Origin of the sequence: Nannocystis exedens (assembly GCF_002343915.1) — a bacterium.
In the GTDB taxonomy this organism is placed as follows: domain Bacteria; phylum Myxococcota_A; class Polyangia; order Nannocystales; family Nannocystaceae; genus Nannocystis; species Nannocystis exedens.
Window position 1 is genome coordinate 11,028,005 of record NZ_NETK01000001.1, and the last position, 19,031, is coordinate 11,047,035.

Below are 19,031 nucleotides of genomic sequence, written 5' to 3' on the forward strand. Positions count from 1 at the left end.
CGCTGCGAGCGGTGCGCCGGCGGAGAGGGTCCGGAGCGGTGGTTCCCCGACCGGTTCGATCGGGCAGGACGGCGCGGCGAGCGGGGGTGTCAGGGCGGCGCGGCGTCGAGGGCGACGCGATCGGGCCAGGCGCGGAGGGTCCGCGGGGCGCTGGCGGCGTCGCCGGCGAGCAGGCCGCGGCCGGCGAGGACGACGCGGATCGGGGCGGGCTCGAGGCGGGCCAGCGCCTGGCCCGGGGTCTCGCGGCGGCGGCGGTCGCCGAGGTCGGGCGGGCCGGCCTGGCCTTCGAGCCAGCGGCGCACCTTGCCGCCGGCGCCGGCGGGGACGAGGGCCAGGCGATCGTCGGCGAGGAACACGACGTCGTGGGGGAAGCCGCGCGCGGGGTCGGGCTCGGCCAGCGGTCCGGCAGCAGTGGTGCGACTGGTGACGCCCCAGGCGCGCGCGAGCACGGCCTGCAGGGCGGCGAGGTCGCAGCGGACGCGGACGAGCCAGACGACGGCGCCGGCGGGATCGTGGAGGAGCAGCAGCTCGCGGGGGGTCAGCGCGGCGTCGCGGAGCTGGCGGCGGAGGATCTGCAACTGCGTGCCGACGAAGCCGAGGCCGAGCGCGGCGACCACCGGCATGCCCGGAGCGGTGGCGCTGGCGCGCGCGAGCTCGGCGGCGGCCTCGTCGACGCCGGGGTCGCCGAGATCGAACAGGGCGGCGACCCGGGCGTCGGCGGGGATCCACTCGAGGTCGCCGAGCGGGTCCTGAACTTCCGGGCATGTCTGCTTCGACATGTCTGGAGGAGCCTGTCTGTTCGGACCTGTCGCTTCGGGCATGGCCGAAGGCGCCGGTTGCCCGGCCGGCCGGGAGTCGACGGGCGGGCTGCCGCAAGCGGCGAGCGCGAGGAACAGGGCGCGCGGGGCCGCTCGACGGGGCTTTCGCGCGCTGGCGGGGGGCTCGCGCGCGGGGGGCGAGGCGGGTCCGAGCGCAGGGCTCACTCTCGGCTCGCTCGCGGCGCGCGAGCGAGGTCCGGGCCCGGGCCTCACCCGCCGCCTCCGCGGCGCAGGGGGGCGAGGTCGTCGGCGGCGAGCTGGAGGCGGCCGCGGACGATCGGGCCGTCCTGGGTGTAGGCGACGGCCTTGTAGAGGTCGCGCAGGACGTCGGTGGCGGCGCCGGCGGGGACGCGGGCCTCGAGGGCCGCCGCGGCCTCGGCGACGTCGCCCAGCGGCTGGAGGATGACCTCGCCGTCGATGCCGGCGGCGGCGTGGCGGGGCAGCGAGCGCGAGCCGTCGGCCTCGACGAGGCGGCGCAGCGACAGCTTGGCGACCCCGACGTCGTCGCTGAGGTCGAAGTGGAGCATGGCGCCCTGGACGTACAGCTCGAGGAGGAGGGCAGGGTCGGCGGCGACGACCTCGCCGATCGTGCGCGTGAGCTCGGACGGCGGCAGGTCGCGGGCGGCGGTCAGGGGGCTGAGGCCGTTGCCGATCTCGGTGAGCGAGAAGGCGCCGATCAGATCGTCGGCGAGGAACACCAGCCGCCACGGGAACACCAGGTCGGGCGCGAGGCCGGGGGCGCTGCCGGCGGGGGCCTCGGGCGCGGTCGGGCCGGGGGTCCATACGGCGAGGCCCTCGACGGTCTCGACCTCCATGCCGCCGGTGCGCAGCCAGGCCTCGACGTCGGCCCGCGGCGCGAGCAGCCGGCGCACGAGGTAGGGGCCGCGCGCGAGCACCGGCTGCATGACGACGAGGTCGCGCGCGAGCCACTGCTCCGGCGGCGGGGCGGCCGGACCGATCAGCGCGGCGAGGCCGGACTCGAGGCTCAGCGGGGCGCGCAGGAGGGCCAGCGCGCGCGGGGGCAGGGCGAACAGCTCGCCGAGCGCCTCGGGCTCGAGGTCGGCGGGGAGCCGCATGTAGGCCACGGCCGGCGAGTCGGGGTCGAGCCAGGCGAGGACGCGCCGCTCGTCGGGGGTCGCGGGCGCGGGCGGCTCGACGGCGGCGGCGGAAGTCTGCGGCGCGGGCTCGGTCGCGGGCTCGGCGGCCGGGCGCTCGGGCTCGGAGCGGCCGCAGGCGGCGAGGAGGAGGCCGAGGACGAGGGCGCGCGCGCACGGCCGCTGCGACACGGCGAGGGACAGGACGTGAGGGACAGGCGGGGCGGATGGCCGCTGCGACATGGCGCGAGAGACAGGTGAGGATGGTGCGCGGATCAGGCCGCAGGGGGCGAGCGGGGCGCATGGGGCTGGCGCCGAGGACCTGTCACTGAAGACATGGTCCTTCGCACCTGCAGCATCGGACATGCCCTTCGGGGCATGTCGCTCGAGCCATGACTGGAGAGTCAGCACGGGCGCCAGGTCCTCCCGGCGCGGACGAGGCGGTGGGGCAGGTCGGCGACGCGGGCCGGGGCGGGGACGCCGTCGCCGGGCAGGTCGGGGTAGGCGGGGTCGTGGGGGAGGACGACGACGAGGCGGGCCTCGCCGGTGGCGTCGGGCTGAAGGAGGCCCTTGGGGAGGATCGGCTGGTGGACGGCGGCGGTGGGGAGGCCGACCAGGCCGGCGCGGCGCTCGTCGGCCAGGCGCATGAGGGTGCAGAGCGTCGGCGGCGGGAGGTCGACCTCCTCGCGGGCCCAGGCGGCCAGGATCTCCGCCGGGGTGGCCCAGCGGCCCTCGTGGGTCTCGTGGCCGTCGGCGGCGGCGTCCTCGGCCTCGCCCTCGGCCAGGCGGGCCAGGTAGAAGCGGGCGAAGTAGCGGCGCGGCTCGGCGGCGGGGGTCAGCCAGGTGTCGAACCAGTGGAGGTCGTGGGCGTCGAGGACGACGCCGGCCTCCTCCCGGCACTCGCGGCGGGCCGCGGCGTCGAAGGCCGCGTCGCTGCCCTCCGGGCCGTCGCCCGGGTCGACCGCGCCGCCCGGGAAGACCAGGGTGTCGGGCATGAACGGGCTCTTGGCGCTGCGCCGCAGCATGAAGACCTGGGGGTCGCCGGCTGCGCGCTCGCGCAGGAGGACGACGGTGGCGGCGAGCCGCACCCCCGCGAGGCGGCCAGGGTCGGTGAGCGTCATCGGCGCGGCAGACTAGCAGGCGTGACGGAGGGGCGCGAGACGGCGCCGCGCGTTTTCGACCTCGGGCACCGGCCGGGGAATTTTGCTAAGCATGCCGCCTCACTCGTGGGCCAGGGCTCCAAGACCTCCTCGCTGCCGCGCCTCGGCGACGCCGAAGCGACGGTCCGTCTCAGCACCGACGGCGCGCTCGGCGCCTACAGCGAGATCGTCGCGGCCCTGGCCATGCCGGCGGCCGTGCTGACCCCCGCGGGCCTGATCCTCGCCGCGAACCCCGGTCTCGCCGAGGGCCTCGCCGCCGCGGACCTCAGCGGCGAGCCGTTCCTCGCCTACATCGCGCGCGCCAGCGAGCGCAGCGCGTTCGGGCGCGCCTTCACCGGCCTGCGCGGGCGATCCGCGGGGCACCACTTCTCGCTCGAGCTGACGCTGGTGCCGGGCCGCGGCCGGGCGTGGCCGTGCGCGGTGCGGGCCAGCAAGCTCGCCAGCGACAACGTCCTGCTCACCTTCACCGCGCCCGAGCGCTCGCAGACGCCCGACGTCGGCCGCGCGCTCGCCCGCTGCCTCGAGGCGCTCGACCAGGGGCTCTTGCTGCTCGACGGCGCGGGGATGATCGTCCACGCCAACCCGGCCGCGCGGGCGCTGTTCGCCGGCGACGTCCGCGGGCGCGTCCGGCCTGGCGCCGAGGACATGTCGGAACAGACATTGCTTCGAGACCAGGAGGGCGAGGCCGGCGCGCCGGACCGGCGACCCTCGGACGCGGGCGAGCGGGCTGGTGCGGACCGGAGCGACGACGGGGCGTCGCGCAGCGGGGCGTCGCCGGCGGGCGCGGACGCCCCGGGGGCGGGCGAGGCGAGGGCGCGCGCGTCCGTACGGGGCGACGGGCCGGGCGCGGCGACGCGGGCGCGAGCGGGCGCGGAGGACATGTCCGCTCGGACCTGGCCTGGGGGACAGGAGGGCTCCGGCCGGAGCGAGCCGCGCCCAGCCGCGGGGGCCGAGCGAGCGGCGCCGCCGGTGCGATCTCGACAGGGCGCGGAGGACATGTCCGGGAGGCCCTGGCCTTCGGGACAGGACTCGGAGGCCAGGAGCGGGCCGCACCTGGGCGGGCGCAGCCTGCTCGAGCTGGCGGAGCCGGCGGCCGGGCGGGCGCTCAGCGAGGCGCTGACGCAGGCGCGGGTCGGCAACTGGCACGGCGAGATCGAGCTGCGCCGGCTCGACGGGGCGCCGCTGCCGGTCGAGCTGTCGCTGGCGGGCGGGCGCGAGGAGGGGGCGCCGACGGTGGCGCTGCTCCGCGACCTCCGCGAGCGCCGGCAGCAGGACTTCGAGGATCGCCTGCTGGCCCAGGTCGACCGCCTGCTGGTGTCGACGGCCCGGCCGCACGACAACGTCGCCGCGGCCTGCGGGGCGATCATGGACTCGCTCGGGTTCACCCGCGGGGTGGTGCTGGCGCGGGTCGGCGAGGGCTGGCAGCGGTGGACGCTGCGGACGGGCTGCGCGCCGCGGGTGTCGACGCTGCCGGCCGAGGGCGATCCGCCGGCGACGTGGGGCAGCGGGCCGGCGGTGGTCGAGATCGACGCGTCGGAGCCGACGCACCGGCGATGGTTCGGCGACCTCGAGGGCCGGCGCCACGCGCTCCGCCTGGCGCTCGGCGCCAACCCCCGCGTGGCCGGGTTCTTCGTGCTGGCCGGCGCCGGGCCGCGCGACGCGCCGCCGCTGCGGCTGCTGGCGCTGCTCGCTCCGCAGCTGGCGCTCGGGCTCGAGGGCGGACGGCTGATGCTCGAGACCGAGGCGCTGGCGGCGTACCAGGCGCTGCTGCTCGACCAGACCAGCGTGCTGATCAACTCGATCGACGCGGCCGGGCGGGTGGTCACGTGGAACCGCGCCAGTCAGCAGCTGCTCGGGATCTCGGCGGAGGCGGCGCGCGGGCGCAAGTTCGGGGTCGAGGTCGCGCGCCTGGCCGAACCTGCCCGATGGGACAGCCTGTGGGCGAGCCTGCGAAAGGACGGCGCGATCGCCACCGAGGTCGCGGTGCTGGCCGAGGGCGGGAAGGAGATCCCGCTGCACCTCGAGGGCCGGCTGCTGCGCGGGGCCGACGATCCGGGCGCCGGCGCGGTGCTCGTCGCGCTCGACCTGCGGCGGCGCCGGGCGCTCGAAGACCAGGTGCTGCGCACGCAAAAGCTGGCCGCGGTCGGCCTGTTGGCGGCGGGGATCGCCCACGAGATCAACAACCCGCTCAGCGGCGTGGTCGGCTACAGCCGGCTCCTGCTCGAGAAGCCGCTCGACCCGAACGTGCGCGAGAAGGTCGAGAAGATCGCGGCCAGCGGCGAGCGTTGCCGCAAGATCGTCGAGGGCGTGCTGCTGTTCTCGCGCCAGCGCGAGGGCGGCAAGCGCCGGCTGGTCGACCTCAGCGGGCTCATCGACCGCGTGATCGGCATCGGCGAGTACCAGTGGCGGATGCACAACGTCCGGATCCTGCGCTCCGGGCTGCAGGCGGCGATGGTCGTCGGGGACGCCGACCAGCTCGAGCAGGTGCTCCTCAACCTGCTGTCGAACGCGGTCGACGCCATGCCCCGCGGCGGCCGGATCCGCATCCGCCTCGATCGAGAAGACGGGCGCGTGGTGGTCGAAATCGCCGACGAGGGCTGCGGGATCGCCCCGGAGATCCTCGACCGCATCTTCGACCCGTTCTTCAGCACCAAGGACATCGGCAAGGGCACCGGCCTCGGGCTTGCGATCTCCTACGGAATCATCAAAGACCACGGAGGTGATATCCTCGTGCGGTCGCAGCCCGGGCTGGGTACGACCTTCACGATCCACCTCCCGGACGCCCCCGAAGGGGGGCCCACCAGCGTATGAGCCGCGGACGCACACCAGTCAAAGACACCTACTCCACCCACGACGTCGCGCGGATCTGCTGCGTCACGCCGACCACCGTGATCCGCTGGATCGAAGACGGCCTGATCCCGGCGTTCAAGACGGTCGGCGGCCACCGCCGCGTGCGCCGCGAGGACCTCGAGCGCGTCTGTCAGGAGCGCGGGATCCCGTTCACGGTGCCCACCGGCGACGAGGTCGGCCGCCTGCTCGTGATCGACGACGAGCCGGTCGTGCTCGACCTGGTCCGGGATGTCCTCAAGGACCTGTCCCATCAGTTCGACGTCGAGGTCGCCCGCGACGCGTTCGACGCCGGTCGCCTGGTGGCGACGTTCCGCCCGCAGCTGATCTTCCTCGACCTGATGATGCCCGGCGTCGACGGCTTCGAGGTGTGCGCCCGCCTCAAGCGCGACGCGTCGACGATGCACACCGAGATCATCGCCATCACCGGCTACTACACCGAGGCCAACATGGAGCGGATCCTGGCCGCCGGCGCCTCGGCCTGCCTCAAGAAGCCGCTCGACGTCACCGAGGTCCGCCGCCGGGTGGTCGAGGCGTTCCACCTCCGCGACGAGCCCCGCATCGAGCCCGCGCCCGACCCGCGCGAGAACTCGAAGGTGCTCCTCGTCACCCAGAACGCCGACTTCCGCGCGAAGGTGAAGGAGGAGCTCGAGCGCGCGACGCCGCCGCTCGAGATCAAGACCGCCCAGACCGGCGCCGACGCGCTCCTGGTCGCCCAGGCGGCCCCGCCGCGCTACGTGATCCTCAGCATGACGGTGCCCGACCTCAAGAGCACCGACGTGATCGCCAAGCTCGCCGCCGGGCCCGGAAACCCGCAGATCATCGCGGTCCACGACGCGCCGACCGACGAGATCCGCATGGCCGCCCGCGCGGCAGGGGCCCGCATGTGCCTGCCCACGGCGGCGGTGGCGGGCAGCGTCCGCGAGCTGCTCGGGGTCTGACCGCGCTCGGGGTCGCGAGCGCGCTGCCATGGGCGCCGGGCGCCCACGCTCGGCGCGCGGAGGCCGATCCGGCCTGTCTTTCAAGACAGGTCGGTGAGGACGGGTCGCGACGAGCGCCCGGCTTCCCGGCGGTCGTCGACCGAAGGCAGGCGGCGGCGAGCGTGGCGGTAGCGACCGCGCGGAGGCCGGGCCGGTCTGTCTCACAGGTTGGTGAGGACATGTCGCGACGAGCGCCCGGCTTCCCGGGGATCTCGATCGAGGGCAGGCGGGGCGGCGAGCGTGGCGGTCGCGACACGCTCACGCGTTCGTCGAAGCCAGGTCGTCGCTGCGGCACGCCGGCGGCGAAGCCGTCGGGCGGCGTGGACCTGGTAGGCGGGTTCGAGCCGTCGCCCGAGCAGGACGCGAGGCCGGGCGCAAGCGGCGCGATCCGGACGACGAACGTCTCGAGCCCGGCGGGGCCGCCTCGTGCGGACCGGCGCGGGAGGCTCGGCGCCGGTCGTCGAAGCTGGCCGGCAGAGCATGTCCGATGGGGCAGGCGCGCGAGGACATGGCCCCGCGGACATGTCCCAGAGCGCTAGGGCGCGGGCTCGGCCAGGGCGGCGGTCAGGGCGGCGGCGAGCTCGGGGTCGCCGGTGGGGATCAGGCCGTCGCGGCGCCAGCGGAGGTTGCCGGCGCGGTCGATGAGGAAGCTGGCGGGGTAGCCGACGACCTGGAACGGGCCGCCGACCACGTTGCGCTCGTCGTGGATCACGGGGTAGGTGAGGCCGAAGCCGGACACCATGTTGCGGAGGGTCTTGGCGTCGCGCGCGGCGTCGGTGCTGACGCCGACGACGGTCAAACCCTCGGCCTCGTGGCGGACGTGGAGCGCCTGCAGGTCGGGCAGCTCCTCGCGGCAGGGGTCGCACCAGGTGGCCCAGACGTTGAGGAGGACGACGCGGCCGCGCAGGTCGGCGAGGCTGAGCGGCTCGCCGCGCAAGGTAGTGCCGGCGAAGGGCGGGACCGGAGCGCCGAGCGCGAGCACCGGGGCGGCGCCGCCGGTCTTGCCCGAGGCCCCGACGCCGGGCTTGCCCTCGCAGGCGGGGAGGAGCACCAGTCCCAAGAGACAGGTGAGGAGGGCGCGGGGTCGAAGGGCGGACATCAGGCGGCGGCGGCGTGGAGGCCGTGCTGCTGAGCATAGTCCGAGAGCTGGTCGCGGAGGAGCCGACGCGCGCGGTGCAGGCGGCTCATCACGGTGCCGAGCGGACAGCCGAGCTGCTCGGAGGCCTCGCGGTAGGCCAGACCGTGCAGATCGACGAGCTCGACGACCTCGCGGTAGTGCTCGGGCAGAGCGGCGAGCGCGGCGGCCACCTCGTCCGACAGGCCCTCGGCGTGCCACGCGGCCTCGGGGGCGCTGCAGGCGTCCATCCGGCCGGCGTCGAACAGGTGCTCGGCGATGTCGCTGCGACCGGCGGTGACGTCGACGACCCGCTGGTGGCGGTGCCGCGAGATGAAGGTGTTGACCAGGATCCGCGACAGCCAGGCGCCGAGGCTGCCGCCGGGCCGGAAGCGGTGCCAGTTGGCCCACGCCTTCGTCAGGGCCTCCTGCACCAAGTCCTGAGCCTCGCTGCGCTGCCGGGTGAGGCGCATGCCGACGCTGGTCAGGCGCGGCAGGTGGGGGGTGATCTGGGCCAGAAACTCGTCGGCAGGGGTCACGGCTCGCATGCCCGACCTGATAAGCAAGTCCGGGTCCAGACGAAAAAGCGTGTGGTTGCAGGAGGTTGAGGGCGAGGGGCGGATCGCGGCCGCACGGGCGATTGCTTTCTCGAGAAGAAAGCAATTGTTGGTGACTTCGGTCCGCCGGCCGGGCCGTCGGGAGGGGCGTGATACACGATTCGCAGCGCGGGGGTGCCGGGGTCCGGGAGGTCGCGCGAGCGCGGGGAACCGCGGGCAGAGGCCGAACGCGGCCGAATGGGCGAGGGCCGTCGAGGCTCGCGAGGCCAGTGGGACGATCTTCCTTAGTATGGAAGAGGGCGCTGGGATCGGAGCACCTGCGGTCTCCCCGGCGCCGGCGAGGCGCGTCGCGGATCGTCGGTGCGGACAGCTCGGCGGAGGGCGACGAGATTCCGGCGACGGGCCTTTGCCCGCTCGGCGGGCTCGTCGCCGCCGCGGGGTCCGGCGCGGCCGCGGCGATGCCGGTCCCGGCTGCGCCGGTCGGCGGCTGCTCGCCTTCCGGACCCAGCTGCGCCGGTCGGTGGCTGCTCGCCTTCCGGAACCGGCGGGCTCCGCGGCGCTAGTCGAAGACGATCCGCGGGCTGGTCGGCTCCGCCGGCGGGCCGGCGGGGTCGCGGACGGTGGCGTCGGCGAGGCCAGGGCCGAAGGCGAGGCGGAGGGGGCCGAGGGTCTCGGCGGGGGCGAGGAGGTCGTGGCCACGCAGGCGCAGGGCCAGCCACGGGCCGGTCTCGCCGGGCGGGGCGAGCACGAGGCCCCAGGCGTCGCAGCGCTCGGGGGCGCGGGCGAGCTCGACGGCGCGGAGGACCGCGGGTTCGGGGTCGCGGGCGGCCATCAGCGCGAGCTGCGGGGCGAATTCGGGGTCGGGGCGGTCGCGGCAGGCGAGCGCGAGGGCGGCGCTGGTGCGCACGCGCGCCGAGGTGTCGCGCAGGAGGCCGGCCAGCAGCGGATCGGCGGCGCGGGCGGAGGCCCAGGCGAGCGCGCCGGCCGTGCAGGCGCGGACGCCGGGATCGGCGGCTGCCGCCTGCCGGGCGGCGACGCGGAGGAAGGTGGCGCCGCCGTGGCGCAGGCGGGCCAGGGCGGCGACGGCGAGGCAGCGATCGGCGCTGGCGAGCGCCAAATCGTCGGCCCACAGGGCGAGGCGGGCCGGCAGCGCGGTGTCGACGGCGGCCCAGGCGGGGGCGCTGGCGAGCGCGAGCAGCCAGGGGCGGCGCCATTCCGCGCCGCCCGCCAGCTCCAGGCGGAGCCCGGCGGCGCCGCCGAGCCAGTCGGGGGCCCGCTGGCCGAGGGCGGCGCCGGCGCGCAGGCGGGCGGCGGGGTCGGGATCCGTGAGCGCGCGCTGCCAGGCGTCGCGGTCGGCGTCGGCCGGCCACGGCGGGGTGAAGTCGGCGGCCGTGCGCGGCGGATCGAGGGCGGCGAGCAGGCGCCGGACCTCGCGCTCGAGCGGCGGTTCGAGGCCGCGGGCCAGCGCGGCGGTCAAGGCGGGCCGCGCGGCCTCGCCCAGGCCGAGGAGGGCGTCGAGCGCGGGCTGGCGCAGGTTGTGCGCCTCGGTCTGCCGCAGGGCGTCCTCGCGCAGGCGGGCGACCAGACCCTCGGCCAGCGCGGCGCTCGGGGTGCGCCGGCGCGCGATCGCCTCGGCGACGTGGCGCGGCAAGAGATTGCGCGGCGGGGCGTCGAGCAGGCGCAGCAGCTCGGCGTCGACGTCGAGGCCGTCGGGGCCTTCGCCGGGCTTGCCCGCAGCGGCCGGGGCCGGGCCGGGCAGGGCCGCGAAGGCGTGCAGGAGGCTGCGGCCGACGTAGGTCTCGTCGCCGACCTGAAGGGCGCGCAGCAGGGCCGGCGCGGCCCTGGGGTCGCGCAGGCGGGCGAGCGCGTCGGCGGTGTCCTGGCGGACCTGCGGGTCGGGGTCGACGAGCAGGCGGGTCAGCGGGAGGGCGCCGTCGGATCGGCCGCTGCGCGGGTCGTCGGGGCCGAGGACGCCGAGGCCGTGCGCGGCGGCTCGCCGGACCTCGGGGGCCGGATCGGCGAGCTTGGCGATCAGGTTGGTGCGGACGATCGCAAGCTGGTCTTTGGGCCAGCTCGCGGCGGCGAAGGTGCGCATCGCCTCGGCGCGGATCAGGGCGTCCGGGTCGCGCAGGGCGGTGAGGAACAGCTGGATGCGATCGGGGTCCGGGGCGAGGACGACGACGCGGAGGGCGGCGACGCGGAGGGCGGGGTCGTCGAGCTCGCTCTGCCAGATCTTGCGCGCCGCCGGGGCGCAGGCGACGAGCTGGCGCTCGAGACAGGCCTGCAGCACCTCGCGGCGGACGGCGCTCGAGCGGTCCTCGAGGGCGGCGACGAGGATCGAGGCGACCAGCGGGGTGGCGAACGCGTCGAGGTCGCGCACGGCCGCGACGCGCCGGCTGTCGCGGACGAGCCGAAGGTCGCTGTCGGGCGCGCCGACCAGCGGCTCGGCCGCCCGCGAGACCTCGGACGGCCACAACGGCCAGCGCCGCGCCGGCTCGGCGGCGGCGTCGGCGGCGAGCAGCAAGGCGAGGGCCGCGACGACGCCGGCGACGAGGGGCCGCCGGGACGGCCGCGACGACGCGGCGCAGCCGGCCGCGGCGTCGACGGGCCGCGACCTTTGCTGGGCCGGCGGGGTGCAGGCGGCGACGCGCGAGGCGTCGGCGGCGCGCCGCGAGTTCGCCGCGTCGCGCGACGCGAGACGCCCCGGCCCGAGGAGGGCCGAGGCGTGGCGAGAGGGGCGACCCGGAGACACCGGGCGCAAGTCTAGGCGGTCGCGACCGGCGGCGCTACGGCCACGGGTTGCACATGTTGTCGGGCCCGAGGACGATGTCGCTCTTCACCCGCGGCTGCAGCTTGCTGTTGTTGAAGCTGTAGCCGAGCACGCCGGCGATCGACTCGATCTGGGTGCCGACGGGGCAGGCGTTGTTGAGCTGCATGTCCTTGAGGGCGTCCGACAGCTGGTCGTCGATGCGGAGGTCGCCGGTGACCGCGAACTCGTCGAAGTCCATCGGCGCGTCGGGGTTGACGTTGGTGATCGACAGCATGTCGACGGAGACGAGCATCGACTGCAGCGGGAAGGCGTCGGGGCCGCCGGTGGCGATGTCGGCCGGTTCGACAGGCAGCGGCTCGAACGGCAGGACGTTGCCGGTCTCGACGATCGAGACCTGCGGGTACGAGATCTCGTCGAGGCCGAAGTACTGCTCGTAGGTGCCGGTGACGTCGACCTTGTCGCCGACCTTGACCGCCGGCGAGGCGTTGCCGGTGAACACGAAGATGCCGGTGTAGGGCATCTGCGTGCCGGTCTCGATGTGGAAGCCGCGCGAGCTGCCCGACAGCGGGCGGATGCCGGTGACGTAGGCGCCGACCACCTTGACGACCGCGCCGTCCTGCGGGTGCTGCGGGTGGTTGGGATCGCGGATGGCCTCGATCGTGATCGGGCACGGCGAGTAGCCCGGGTTGGCGGTCGGGCAGGTGTCGCACTCGTCGCCCTTGCCGTCGTCGTCGCCGTCGGCCTGGTCGGCGTTGGCGACGCGGATGCAGTTGTCGGCGCCGTTGGGCACGCCGTCGTCGTCCATGTCGTCGGCGTCGATGAAGGCGCAGGTGTCGGTGTTGTCGAGCGGGCACGGATCGCAGGCGTCGCCGGCGGCGTCGCCGTCGGCGTTGGGCTGCACGCCCGGCTCGATGAGCAGCGGCGGGTTGAACACGTTGGGACAGTTGTCGTCGGCGTTGAGCACGGCGTCGCCGTCGAGGTCGTCGGCGACCGCGAGGCCGTCGTACTCGCCCGGGCGCGAGGGCACGCAGGTCGGCTCGTCGTCGGGCGTGCCGCAGAAGAACAGCGGGTAGGTGGCCTCGATCGCGGTCTTCATCTGCGCGACCGTGACGCCGCCGGTGTCGCCGCTGACGCAGGCGGTCTTGGCCCGCCCGCACACGTCGAGGTCCTCGCAGGTCATGCCCTCGAAGGCGGCCATCACCGCGGTGTCGCCGTAGAGCGGCAGGCCGCCGCGCATGACGAGGACGACGCCCGAGAGCTCGCCGCGGGTGACGGCCGAGTGGCGCTCGAGCTCGGCGCCGTCGAACACCGAGACGTCGCCGGCGTAGCCGGGCCGGAGCAGGCCGATCGCGTGCTCGCTGCCGGTCGCGAGGGCGGCGTTCAGCGTGGCCATCTGCCACAAGTCGCGATCGGTGAAGTGATTGTTGTAGTAGGTGGTGTTGAGCTCGTCGGCGCAGCGGAGCTCGCGGAGCATGTTCATCGAGCCCGAGGCGACCCAGTCGGTGCCGAGCGCGAGCGGGACGCCGAGGTTGTCGAGGACGGTGACCTGGGCGGTGTTGCCGTAGAGGACGATGTTGGAGCGCGGCGACCAGACGATGCGCGCGCTGTCGGGGTGGATGGTGGCGCTGTCCTCGGCGGTGAGGCCGATGGCGTGGATGATCGCGGTCTGGCCGGAGACGATGTCGCTGGTGCCCTGGCTGAGGCAGACGAACTCGTTGCGCGCGTAGTCGTCGATGCCCTCGGCGATGTGCGGCAGGTAGGCGTTCTCGTCGGCGATCTCGGTGGTCAGCGTGATGTCGGGGTAGCCGCCGCACATCGACGCGTTCTGGTAGCCGTTGGTGTCGCCGAGCGGGAAGGTGTCGCTGTTGGCGACCGCGATCGGCAGGCCCTCGAGCAGGCCCATGTCGAGGTTGCGCAAGAGGCCCGGCTCGCCGCCCGCCGCGGCCGTCGAGGTGGCGCCGCTCATGATGAAGCGGAACTCGGCGGCCAGCACCTCCTCTTCGGAGGCGCCGCCGGGGACGGTCAGCTTCTGGTGGCCGTTCTTGCCGATCCGCCAGTCGTGGCGGTGCTCGTAGCGATCGACGCCCTCGCCGATCGGGGCGTTGCCGGCGTAGCTGATGTGGTCGTGGGCGTTGATCAGGCCGGGAGAGATGACGCCCTGGGCGCAGCCGAGTTGGGTCGCGTCCTGGGCCGCGGGGTGATCGAGACAGTCGCAGCCGACGCAGGCGATCACCCCGGCGGGGTCGACCAGCACGGCGCCGTTCTCGTAGACGACGTCGGGGGCGAGGACGGTGCCGCGGATCAAGGTGCCACCTGGCCCTTGGGCCAGGACCTCGCAGGTGCCCTCGGCCGGCGGGACCAGCGGCGGGGCGTCGCACTCGACGATGCCGTCGACCGGACCGCCGGTGTCGGTCTCGCCGTCGGTGTCGGTCTCGTCGCCGGTGTCGGTCTCGTCGCCGGTGTCCGTCTCGTCGCCGGTGTCGGTCTCGTCACCGGTGTCGGTCTCGGTGGTCGGCCCCTCGGTGGTGGTCGGGACCGTGGTGACCGTCACGTCACTCGTGGTGTCGGTGCTGGTCGGGGCCGTGGTCGTCGGCACGACGTCGGTGTCGGTGCCGGGTCCGGCGCTGGTGCCGGTGGTCGAGGTGTCGGTGTCACCCTCGGTCTGGGGGGTGCTCGTATCATCGTTGCAGGCCGGGAGCGAAATCGCGCTCACCAGCAACACCAGGCTGGATCGGGTCCCAAAGTGCATCGGGCGGCACGATACCCGCTTCGTTCCCGCCCGCGCAATGACGCGGTCGTCATGAACGAGTGTCCGTTGCAGGAGCAAGTGACAGCGAGGTGACGCGACCTCGGGTGCAACCAGCACCAGTCACGACGCCGTGACGCGTGAGTTGACGGAAGAACGGCCCACGTGCATGCGCAGAGGCTTTTTGGCATAGCTTCGCCGCGCTCGCGTCCCGCGAGCCCGGAGGAGCACGCGATGTCTCGTTCTTCACGAATCACCGGGCCGTCCGCGGCCGCGATCACCACGCTGCCCCTGTGGGCGCTCCTCGCTTGCGGGGGCGGTCAAGGCGCGACGACCAACGGCTTCGCCTCGGCCACCGAGACGTCCACCTCCGGCGCGTCCACGGCGCCCGGAGCGACCACCTCCACCGGCGACACCTCCACCGGCGAACCGACCACCGGGCCGGAGCCGACGACGGCGGCGACGACGACGACGACCGAGGGCGCGGTCACCGGCACGACCACGATGTCCGGAACGCCATGTTCTTCGGACCAGGATTGTAAGGACAGCCCGGACGGCCCGGTGTGCGACGTCGACGCCGGGGTGTGCTCGCAGCCGTGCGAGCCGGGCGAGCAGGAGCCGTGCTACGGCGGCCCGGACGGCACCCAGGACGTGGGCGCGTGCGTGTCGGGGATCCGGACGTGCCTCGAGAACGGCCTCGGGTTCGGCGCCTGCGAGGGCGCGGTGTGGCCGACGCCCGAGGTGTGCGGCAACGCGATCGACGACGACTGCGACGGCGACGCCGACGAGGACGCCGACGAGGACGGCGACGGCTGGGGCGTGTGCGGCGGCGACTGCTGCGACGTCGCCAGCGGGGCGTGCGCCGACCCGGAGCTGGTCAACCCCGGCGCGTACGAGTTCGTCGGCAACACCGTCGACGACGACTGCGACGGCGACACCGACGAGGAGGCGCCGAGCTGCGACGCGGCCCTCGCCAGCGACTCGGCCGACCCGCTCGACTACGCCCGCGCGCTCGACCTGTGCCAGATGACCGTCGAGGACCCGGCTGACCCGAAGGACAAGACCTGGGGCGTCATCGGCGGCAAGTTCAGCCTGGCCGACGGGACAGGTCTGCCGGCGGCCGCGTCGCGCTCGATCCGCGCCGCGTTCGGCGACAAGATCGGGCCGCAGAAGCACAGCCGCCTGATGGTGCTGTCGAGCGGCCACGCCGCCGACGCCAACGACACCAAGCCGAACTTCGTGAAGTTCGAGGGCGGCGCCAACCTCGGCACGACGAGCCCGCCGCCGCAGGACTGGTGGACGGCGATCGGCGGCAAGCTGCCCAACCCGCCCGGCTGCAACGTGCCGCAGGTGCCGTCGGCCAACGACCCGATCATGCTCAAGCTGCGGATCCGGGTGCCGACCAACGCCAAGTCGTTCTCCACCAAGATGTACTTCTTCTCGGCCGAGTACCCCGAGTACGTGTGCAGCCAGTACAACGACTTCTTCGTCGCGCTGGTCGACTCGGACGCCGACGGCAACCCGGACGACAAGAACGTGGCGATCTACGACGACGGCCAGACGCAGTGGCCGATCGGCGTCAACCTCGTCAAGGTCGCCGACGGGCTGTTCACCCAGTGCCAGGGCGGCGAGGTCGGCTGCGCGGCGCAGAACGTCCCGACCTCCGACTACAACGGCTGCGAGGGCACCGCCGATCTGGTCGGCACCGGCTTCGAGCAGAACGACTTCTCGACGTGCGAGCCGTCGCAGACGATGATCGGCGGCGGCACCGGCTGGCTGACGATGAGCGGCAACGTCGCGCCGGGCGAGATCATGGAGATCCGCCTGGCGATCTGGGACACCGGCGGCCACATCTTCGACTCGGTGGTGCTGCTCGACGCGTGGGAGTGGTCGCTCGATCCGGCGGCCCCGGGCGTGACGCCGGGCTGACGCTCATCGGCGTGTCACGGAGGACATGCTCGATCGAGCATGTCCTCCGGAGAATGTCCTCGGGGACACAAGATTCGAGCGCGCGGCGCCGTCACGGGCGCGCGGACGCCTCGCGCGCGGGGGCGAGGCCGTAGCGCGTGCGGGCCCACGCGGCGGTGCGCGCGACAGCCTCGTCGACGGGGGTGGCCGACCAGCCGAAGGCGGCGCGGAACTTCGAGTCGTCGACCTCGAACGGGACCTCCCACTGATAGATCATCTCGGCCATCTCGCGCATCGTCGGCGAGACCAGGCCGAGCGTGCGCACGAGCCAGCGCGGGACCGAGGTGACGTCGGCGTCGCGGCCGAGGGCGCGGCCGAGGCGCTGCGTCAGGCTGCGGGTGCTCTCGGCCGGCGGCGTGGGGACGTGCCAGACGTGACCGAAGCCGCGGTCGCTGGTGCCGAGGGTGACGAGGGCGCGCGCGACGTCCTCGACGTAGGTGTACGCGTGCGGGAGGTCGGGATCGCCGAACATCTGGCCCTTGCGGCCGGCGAGGACCCGCCGGAAGAAGCGGTCGTTCCACACGGCGTAGGCGAGGTCGGCGCCGAAGAAGTCGCTGGCGCGGGCGATCGCCACCGGGACGTCGCCGCGGCGATCGGCGGCGAGCCGCAGCTCGCCGAGCTTCACCCGCAGCTCGCCCTTCTTGCTGCACGGCACCTGCGGCGAGTCCTCGCGCATCGGCCCGCCCGGCCGCCCGTACATGTAGAGGCAGTCGAGCGCGACCAGGCGAGCGCCGGCGTGCCGGGCCCCATGGAGGGCGCCGCGGGCCATCGGCAGCAGCTCCTGCGGCCAGCGGTGATAGGCCGGGTTCATGCAGTCGTAGACGACGGCGGCGCCCTCGACGGCCCGGCGGGCGAAGTCGAGGTCCGTGATGTCGCCGGCGACGAGCTCGGGGCCGACGCCGACCGCCGAGCGGCGGACCTGGCGGACCCGCAGGCCGCGGGCGCGCAGGAGTTCGACGACGCGGCCGCCGATCTGGCCGGCGCCGAGGACGACGTGGAGCGGTGCGGAGGTGGCTTGCATGCTGCTAGGATGGTCGTTGCATGGGCGCAAGAAAATCGGCAGCGGTGCAAGCGATCTCGGCAACCATGCAAGGAAGCGAGGAGGGCCGCTGGGACGACGTGCGCGTGTTCCTGGCGGCCCATCGCCTGCGCAACCTCGGGGCCGCGGCGCGTCGGCTCGGGGTCGACATCTCGACGGTGAGCCGCCGCCTGACGGCGTTCGAGGCGACGGTCGGGGCGCGGCTGTTCGATCGCGGGCGCCACGGGCTGACGCCGACGCGCGCGGCCGAGGCGGTGCTGACGGCGGCGGAGGCGATGGAGCTGGCCCACGCGCGGCTCGGTCGCGAGGCGTCGGCGGTCGAGGCGGCGCCCGAAGGGGTGGTGCGGATCAGCGCGCCACCTGGCCTGGCGGACATGTTCGTGGTGCCGGCGCTGGTGCTGCTGCGGCAGCGGTTCCCGGGGATCGTGGTGGAGCTCGAGACGTCGGTGCGGGTGGTCGACCTGACGCGCGGCGAGGCCGACCTGGCGCTGCGCTCGGTGCGGCCGACCTCCGCCGAGCTGGTGCTCCGCAAGGTGATGCACGCGCGCTCGCTGGCGATGACGTCGCCGGCGCTGGCGCGCTCGCTCGGGGTGCTGCACGACTGGAGCGCGGCGCCGTGGCTGGGCTTCGACCACGACCTGGCCAGCTCGCCGGCGGCGCAGTGGATCGCCCGCCACGTGGCGCGCGCGAGCGTGGTGCTGCGGACGAGCCACTACGCCAGCCTGCTGGCGGGGGCGGCCGCGGGGATGGGCGTGGTGCTGCTGCCCGCCCCGTACGCGCGGGCGCGCGAGCTGGTCGAGGTGCGCCACGACCCGACGCTGGCGGCCAGCGCGGCGAGCTGGCCGGTCGACGATCTGTGGCTGGTCGGGCACAGGTCGCAGCGCGACCTGCCGCGCGTGGCCGCGGTGTGGCAGGTGCTGACGGAGACGCTCGGGGTGGTCCGCGAGGCGCGGGCGCGAGGCTGAGGCCGCGCGTCAGGGGCGGCGTTCGAGGCGGAAGCGGGTCGAGCCGCGGATCGCCATGGCGATGCCGCTGATCAGCATCGCCACGCCGACGCCGAGGATGACGGCGCCGACGGTGCGCCTGTCGCCGTCGCGGCTGATGGCGGTGAGCATGGCGCCGGCCAGCGTGCCGCCGGCGCCGTAGCCCGACATCAACATGCCGCCGATGAGGAGGCCGCGCCGGCCGGGCTGGACGCGGGCGACGTACTCGCCCTCGAGGTCCTTGAGGAAGAAGGTCTGCGACGGCATCATCCGGTCGCCGCCGAAGTAGAACGGGTAGCCGGCGCGGCCGTCGATGACCTTGCCGCACGGGGCGCGACAGACCGAGCGAGCCCCGGCGAGCCCGGCCCGGGCCGCCTGCGGGCTGACGGCGCCGATCGGGGCCACGGCCTCGAGCAGGTGGACGTCGGCCGGGCGCGTGAGCTCGATGAAGATCCGCGGCCGGCTCGGACCCGGGGCGACCTCGTCGTCGGCGACCGCGGCGGTGCTGTCCGCGGGGACATGTCCCGGAGGCTGGGGGACATGTCCTTCGGGACCGGTGGTGGCGGCGCCGGCGAACGTGGTCGAGGCGATGTCGGCCCACGGGATCGTCCGCGCGCCGCCGGTGAGCTGGATGACGACCTCGCGGTCCTGGTGGAGCTCGAGGATGGTGCCGCGCAGGACGCTGCCGTCGCGCAGGATCACGGTGTCGTAGACGGCCGGCGGCGGGGACTCCTGCACGAGCACGGGCTGCGGGGCGGGCTCGACCACGCGGACGGACTCCGGCGCGGGGGCGGGCGCGACGGGGCCGGGCTGCTGGGCGCGGGCGGGGGCGCCGGTCAGCGCGAGCGCGACGATCGTGACGACGGCGGCGCTACGGCGGGGCATACGAGGGCGTTGTAGCACGAGGGGACCGAGGGCGTCCGTGGACGGGTTCGCGCTCGCAAACATCGGGAGG

The 19,031-nt window shown here is 74.8% G+C and carries 13 protein-coding genes; 4 read left to right on the top strand and 9 right to left on the bottom strand.

What is annotated here, in order from left to right:
• Window positions 1-89: 89 nt before the first annotated feature.
• The 3 genes from NAEX_RS42960 to NAEX_RS42970 form a co-directional block, all read right to left on the bottom strand.
• Window positions 90-779, bottom strand: coding sequence for a hypothetical protein (locus NAEX_RS42960; protein ID WP_096333264.1), 690 nt, complete (start codon window positions 777-779; stop codon window positions 90-92).
• 248 nt (window positions 780-1,027) lie between these two features.
• On the bottom strand, window positions 1,028-2,155 hold the full coding sequence (locus NAEX_RS42965) for a hypothetical protein (RefSeq protein WP_096333265.1): 1,128 nt from the start codon (window positions 2,153-2,155) through the stop codon (window positions 1,028-1,030).
• 161 nt (window positions 2,156-2,316) lie between these two features.
• On the bottom strand, window positions 2,317-3,033 hold the full coding sequence (locus tag NAEX_RS42970; protein ID WP_096333266.1) for an NUDIX hydrolase: 717 nt from the start codon (window positions 3,031-3,033) through the stop codon (window positions 2,317-2,319).
• 105 nt (window positions 3,034-3,138) lie between these two features.
• On the opposite strand from NAEX_RS42970, the gene NAEX_RS42975 reads away from it, so the two are divergent.
• A complete protein-coding gene (locus tag NAEX_RS42975) occupies window positions 3,139-5,883 on the top strand; it encodes an ATP-binding protein (RefSeq protein ID WP_096333267.1) in 2,745 nt (914 codons plus the stop codon).
• Window positions 5,880-6,860, top strand: a complete 981-nt coding sequence (locus NAEX_RS42980) for a response regulator (RefSeq protein ID WP_096333268.1) — start codon at window positions 5,880-5,882, stop codon at window positions 6,858-6,860. The genes NAEX_RS42975 and NAEX_RS42980 overlap by 4 nt, the downstream gene beginning before the upstream one ends.
• A gap of 574 nt (window positions 6,861-7,434) precedes the next feature.
• On the opposite strand, the gene NAEX_RS42985 is transcribed toward NAEX_RS42980, so the two are convergent.
• The 4 genes from NAEX_RS42985 to NAEX_RS54840 all read right to left on the bottom strand — a co-directional run bounded on the left by NAEX_RS42985 (window position 7,435) and on the right by NAEX_RS54840 (window position 14,089).
• Window positions 7,435-7,950, bottom strand: coding sequence for a TlpA disulfide reductase family protein (locus tag NAEX_RS42985; RefSeq protein ID WP_177325842.1), 516 nt, complete (start codon window positions 7,948-7,950; stop codon window positions 7,435-7,437).
• A gap of 47 nt (window positions 7,951-7,997) precedes the next feature.
• Window positions 7,998-8,561 (bottom strand): sigma-70 family RNA polymerase sigma factor, encoded by a 564-nt coding sequence (locus NAEX_RS42990; protein WP_096333270.1) that lies wholly within the window; start codon window positions 8,559-8,561, stop codon window positions 7,998-8,000.
• A 568-nt stretch (window positions 8,562-9,129) separates the two neighbouring features.
• Entirely contained in the window at window positions 9,130-11,322 is a 2,193-nt protein-coding gene (locus tag NAEX_RS42995) for a HEAT repeat domain-containing protein (RefSeq protein ID WP_100792675.1), read from the bottom strand.
• Window positions 11,323-11,356: 34 nt separating this feature from the next.
• Window positions 11,357-14,089: an amidohydrolase family protein gene (locus NAEX_RS54840; RefSeq protein WP_143140114.1), complete on the bottom strand. Its 2,733-nt coding sequence runs from the start codon at window positions 14,087-14,089 to the stop codon at window positions 11,357-11,359.
• Window positions 14,090-14,320: 231 nt separating this feature from the next.
• Between NAEX_RS54840 and NAEX_RS51625 the strand changes: the two genes are divergently transcribed.
• Window positions 14,321-16,015 (top strand): choice-of-anchor L domain-containing protein, encoded by a 1,695-nt coding sequence (locus NAEX_RS51625; RefSeq protein ID WP_170136487.1) that lies wholly within the window; start codon window positions 14,321-14,323, stop codon window positions 16,013-16,015.
• Window positions 16,016-16,106: 91 nt separating this feature from the next.
• On the opposite strand, the gene NAEX_RS43015 is transcribed toward NAEX_RS51625, so the two are convergent.
• On the bottom strand, window positions 16,107-17,075 hold the full coding sequence (locus tag NAEX_RS43015) for an NAD-dependent epimerase/dehydratase family protein (RefSeq protein ID WP_096333275.1): 969 nt from the start codon (window positions 17,073-17,075) through the stop codon (window positions 16,107-16,109).
• 65 nt (window positions 17,076-17,140) lie between these two features.
• On the opposite strand from NAEX_RS43015, the gene NAEX_RS43020 reads away from it, so the two are divergent.
• Window positions 17,141-18,058 carry a LysR family transcriptional regulator gene (locus NAEX_RS43020; RefSeq protein ID WP_170136488.1) on the top strand — a complete coding sequence of 306 codons (918 nt, stop codon included), beginning with the start codon at window positions 17,141-17,143 and terminating at the stop codon, window positions 18,056-18,058.
• 9 nt (window positions 18,059-18,067) lie between these two features.
• On the opposite strand, the gene NAEX_RS43025 is transcribed toward NAEX_RS43020, so the two are convergent.
• Window positions 18,068-18,961, bottom strand: coding sequence for a hypothetical protein (locus NAEX_RS43025; RefSeq protein WP_096333277.1), 894 nt, complete (start codon window positions 18,959-18,961; stop codon window positions 18,068-18,070).
• Between the last annotated feature and the right edge of the window lie 70 nt (window positions 18,962-19,031).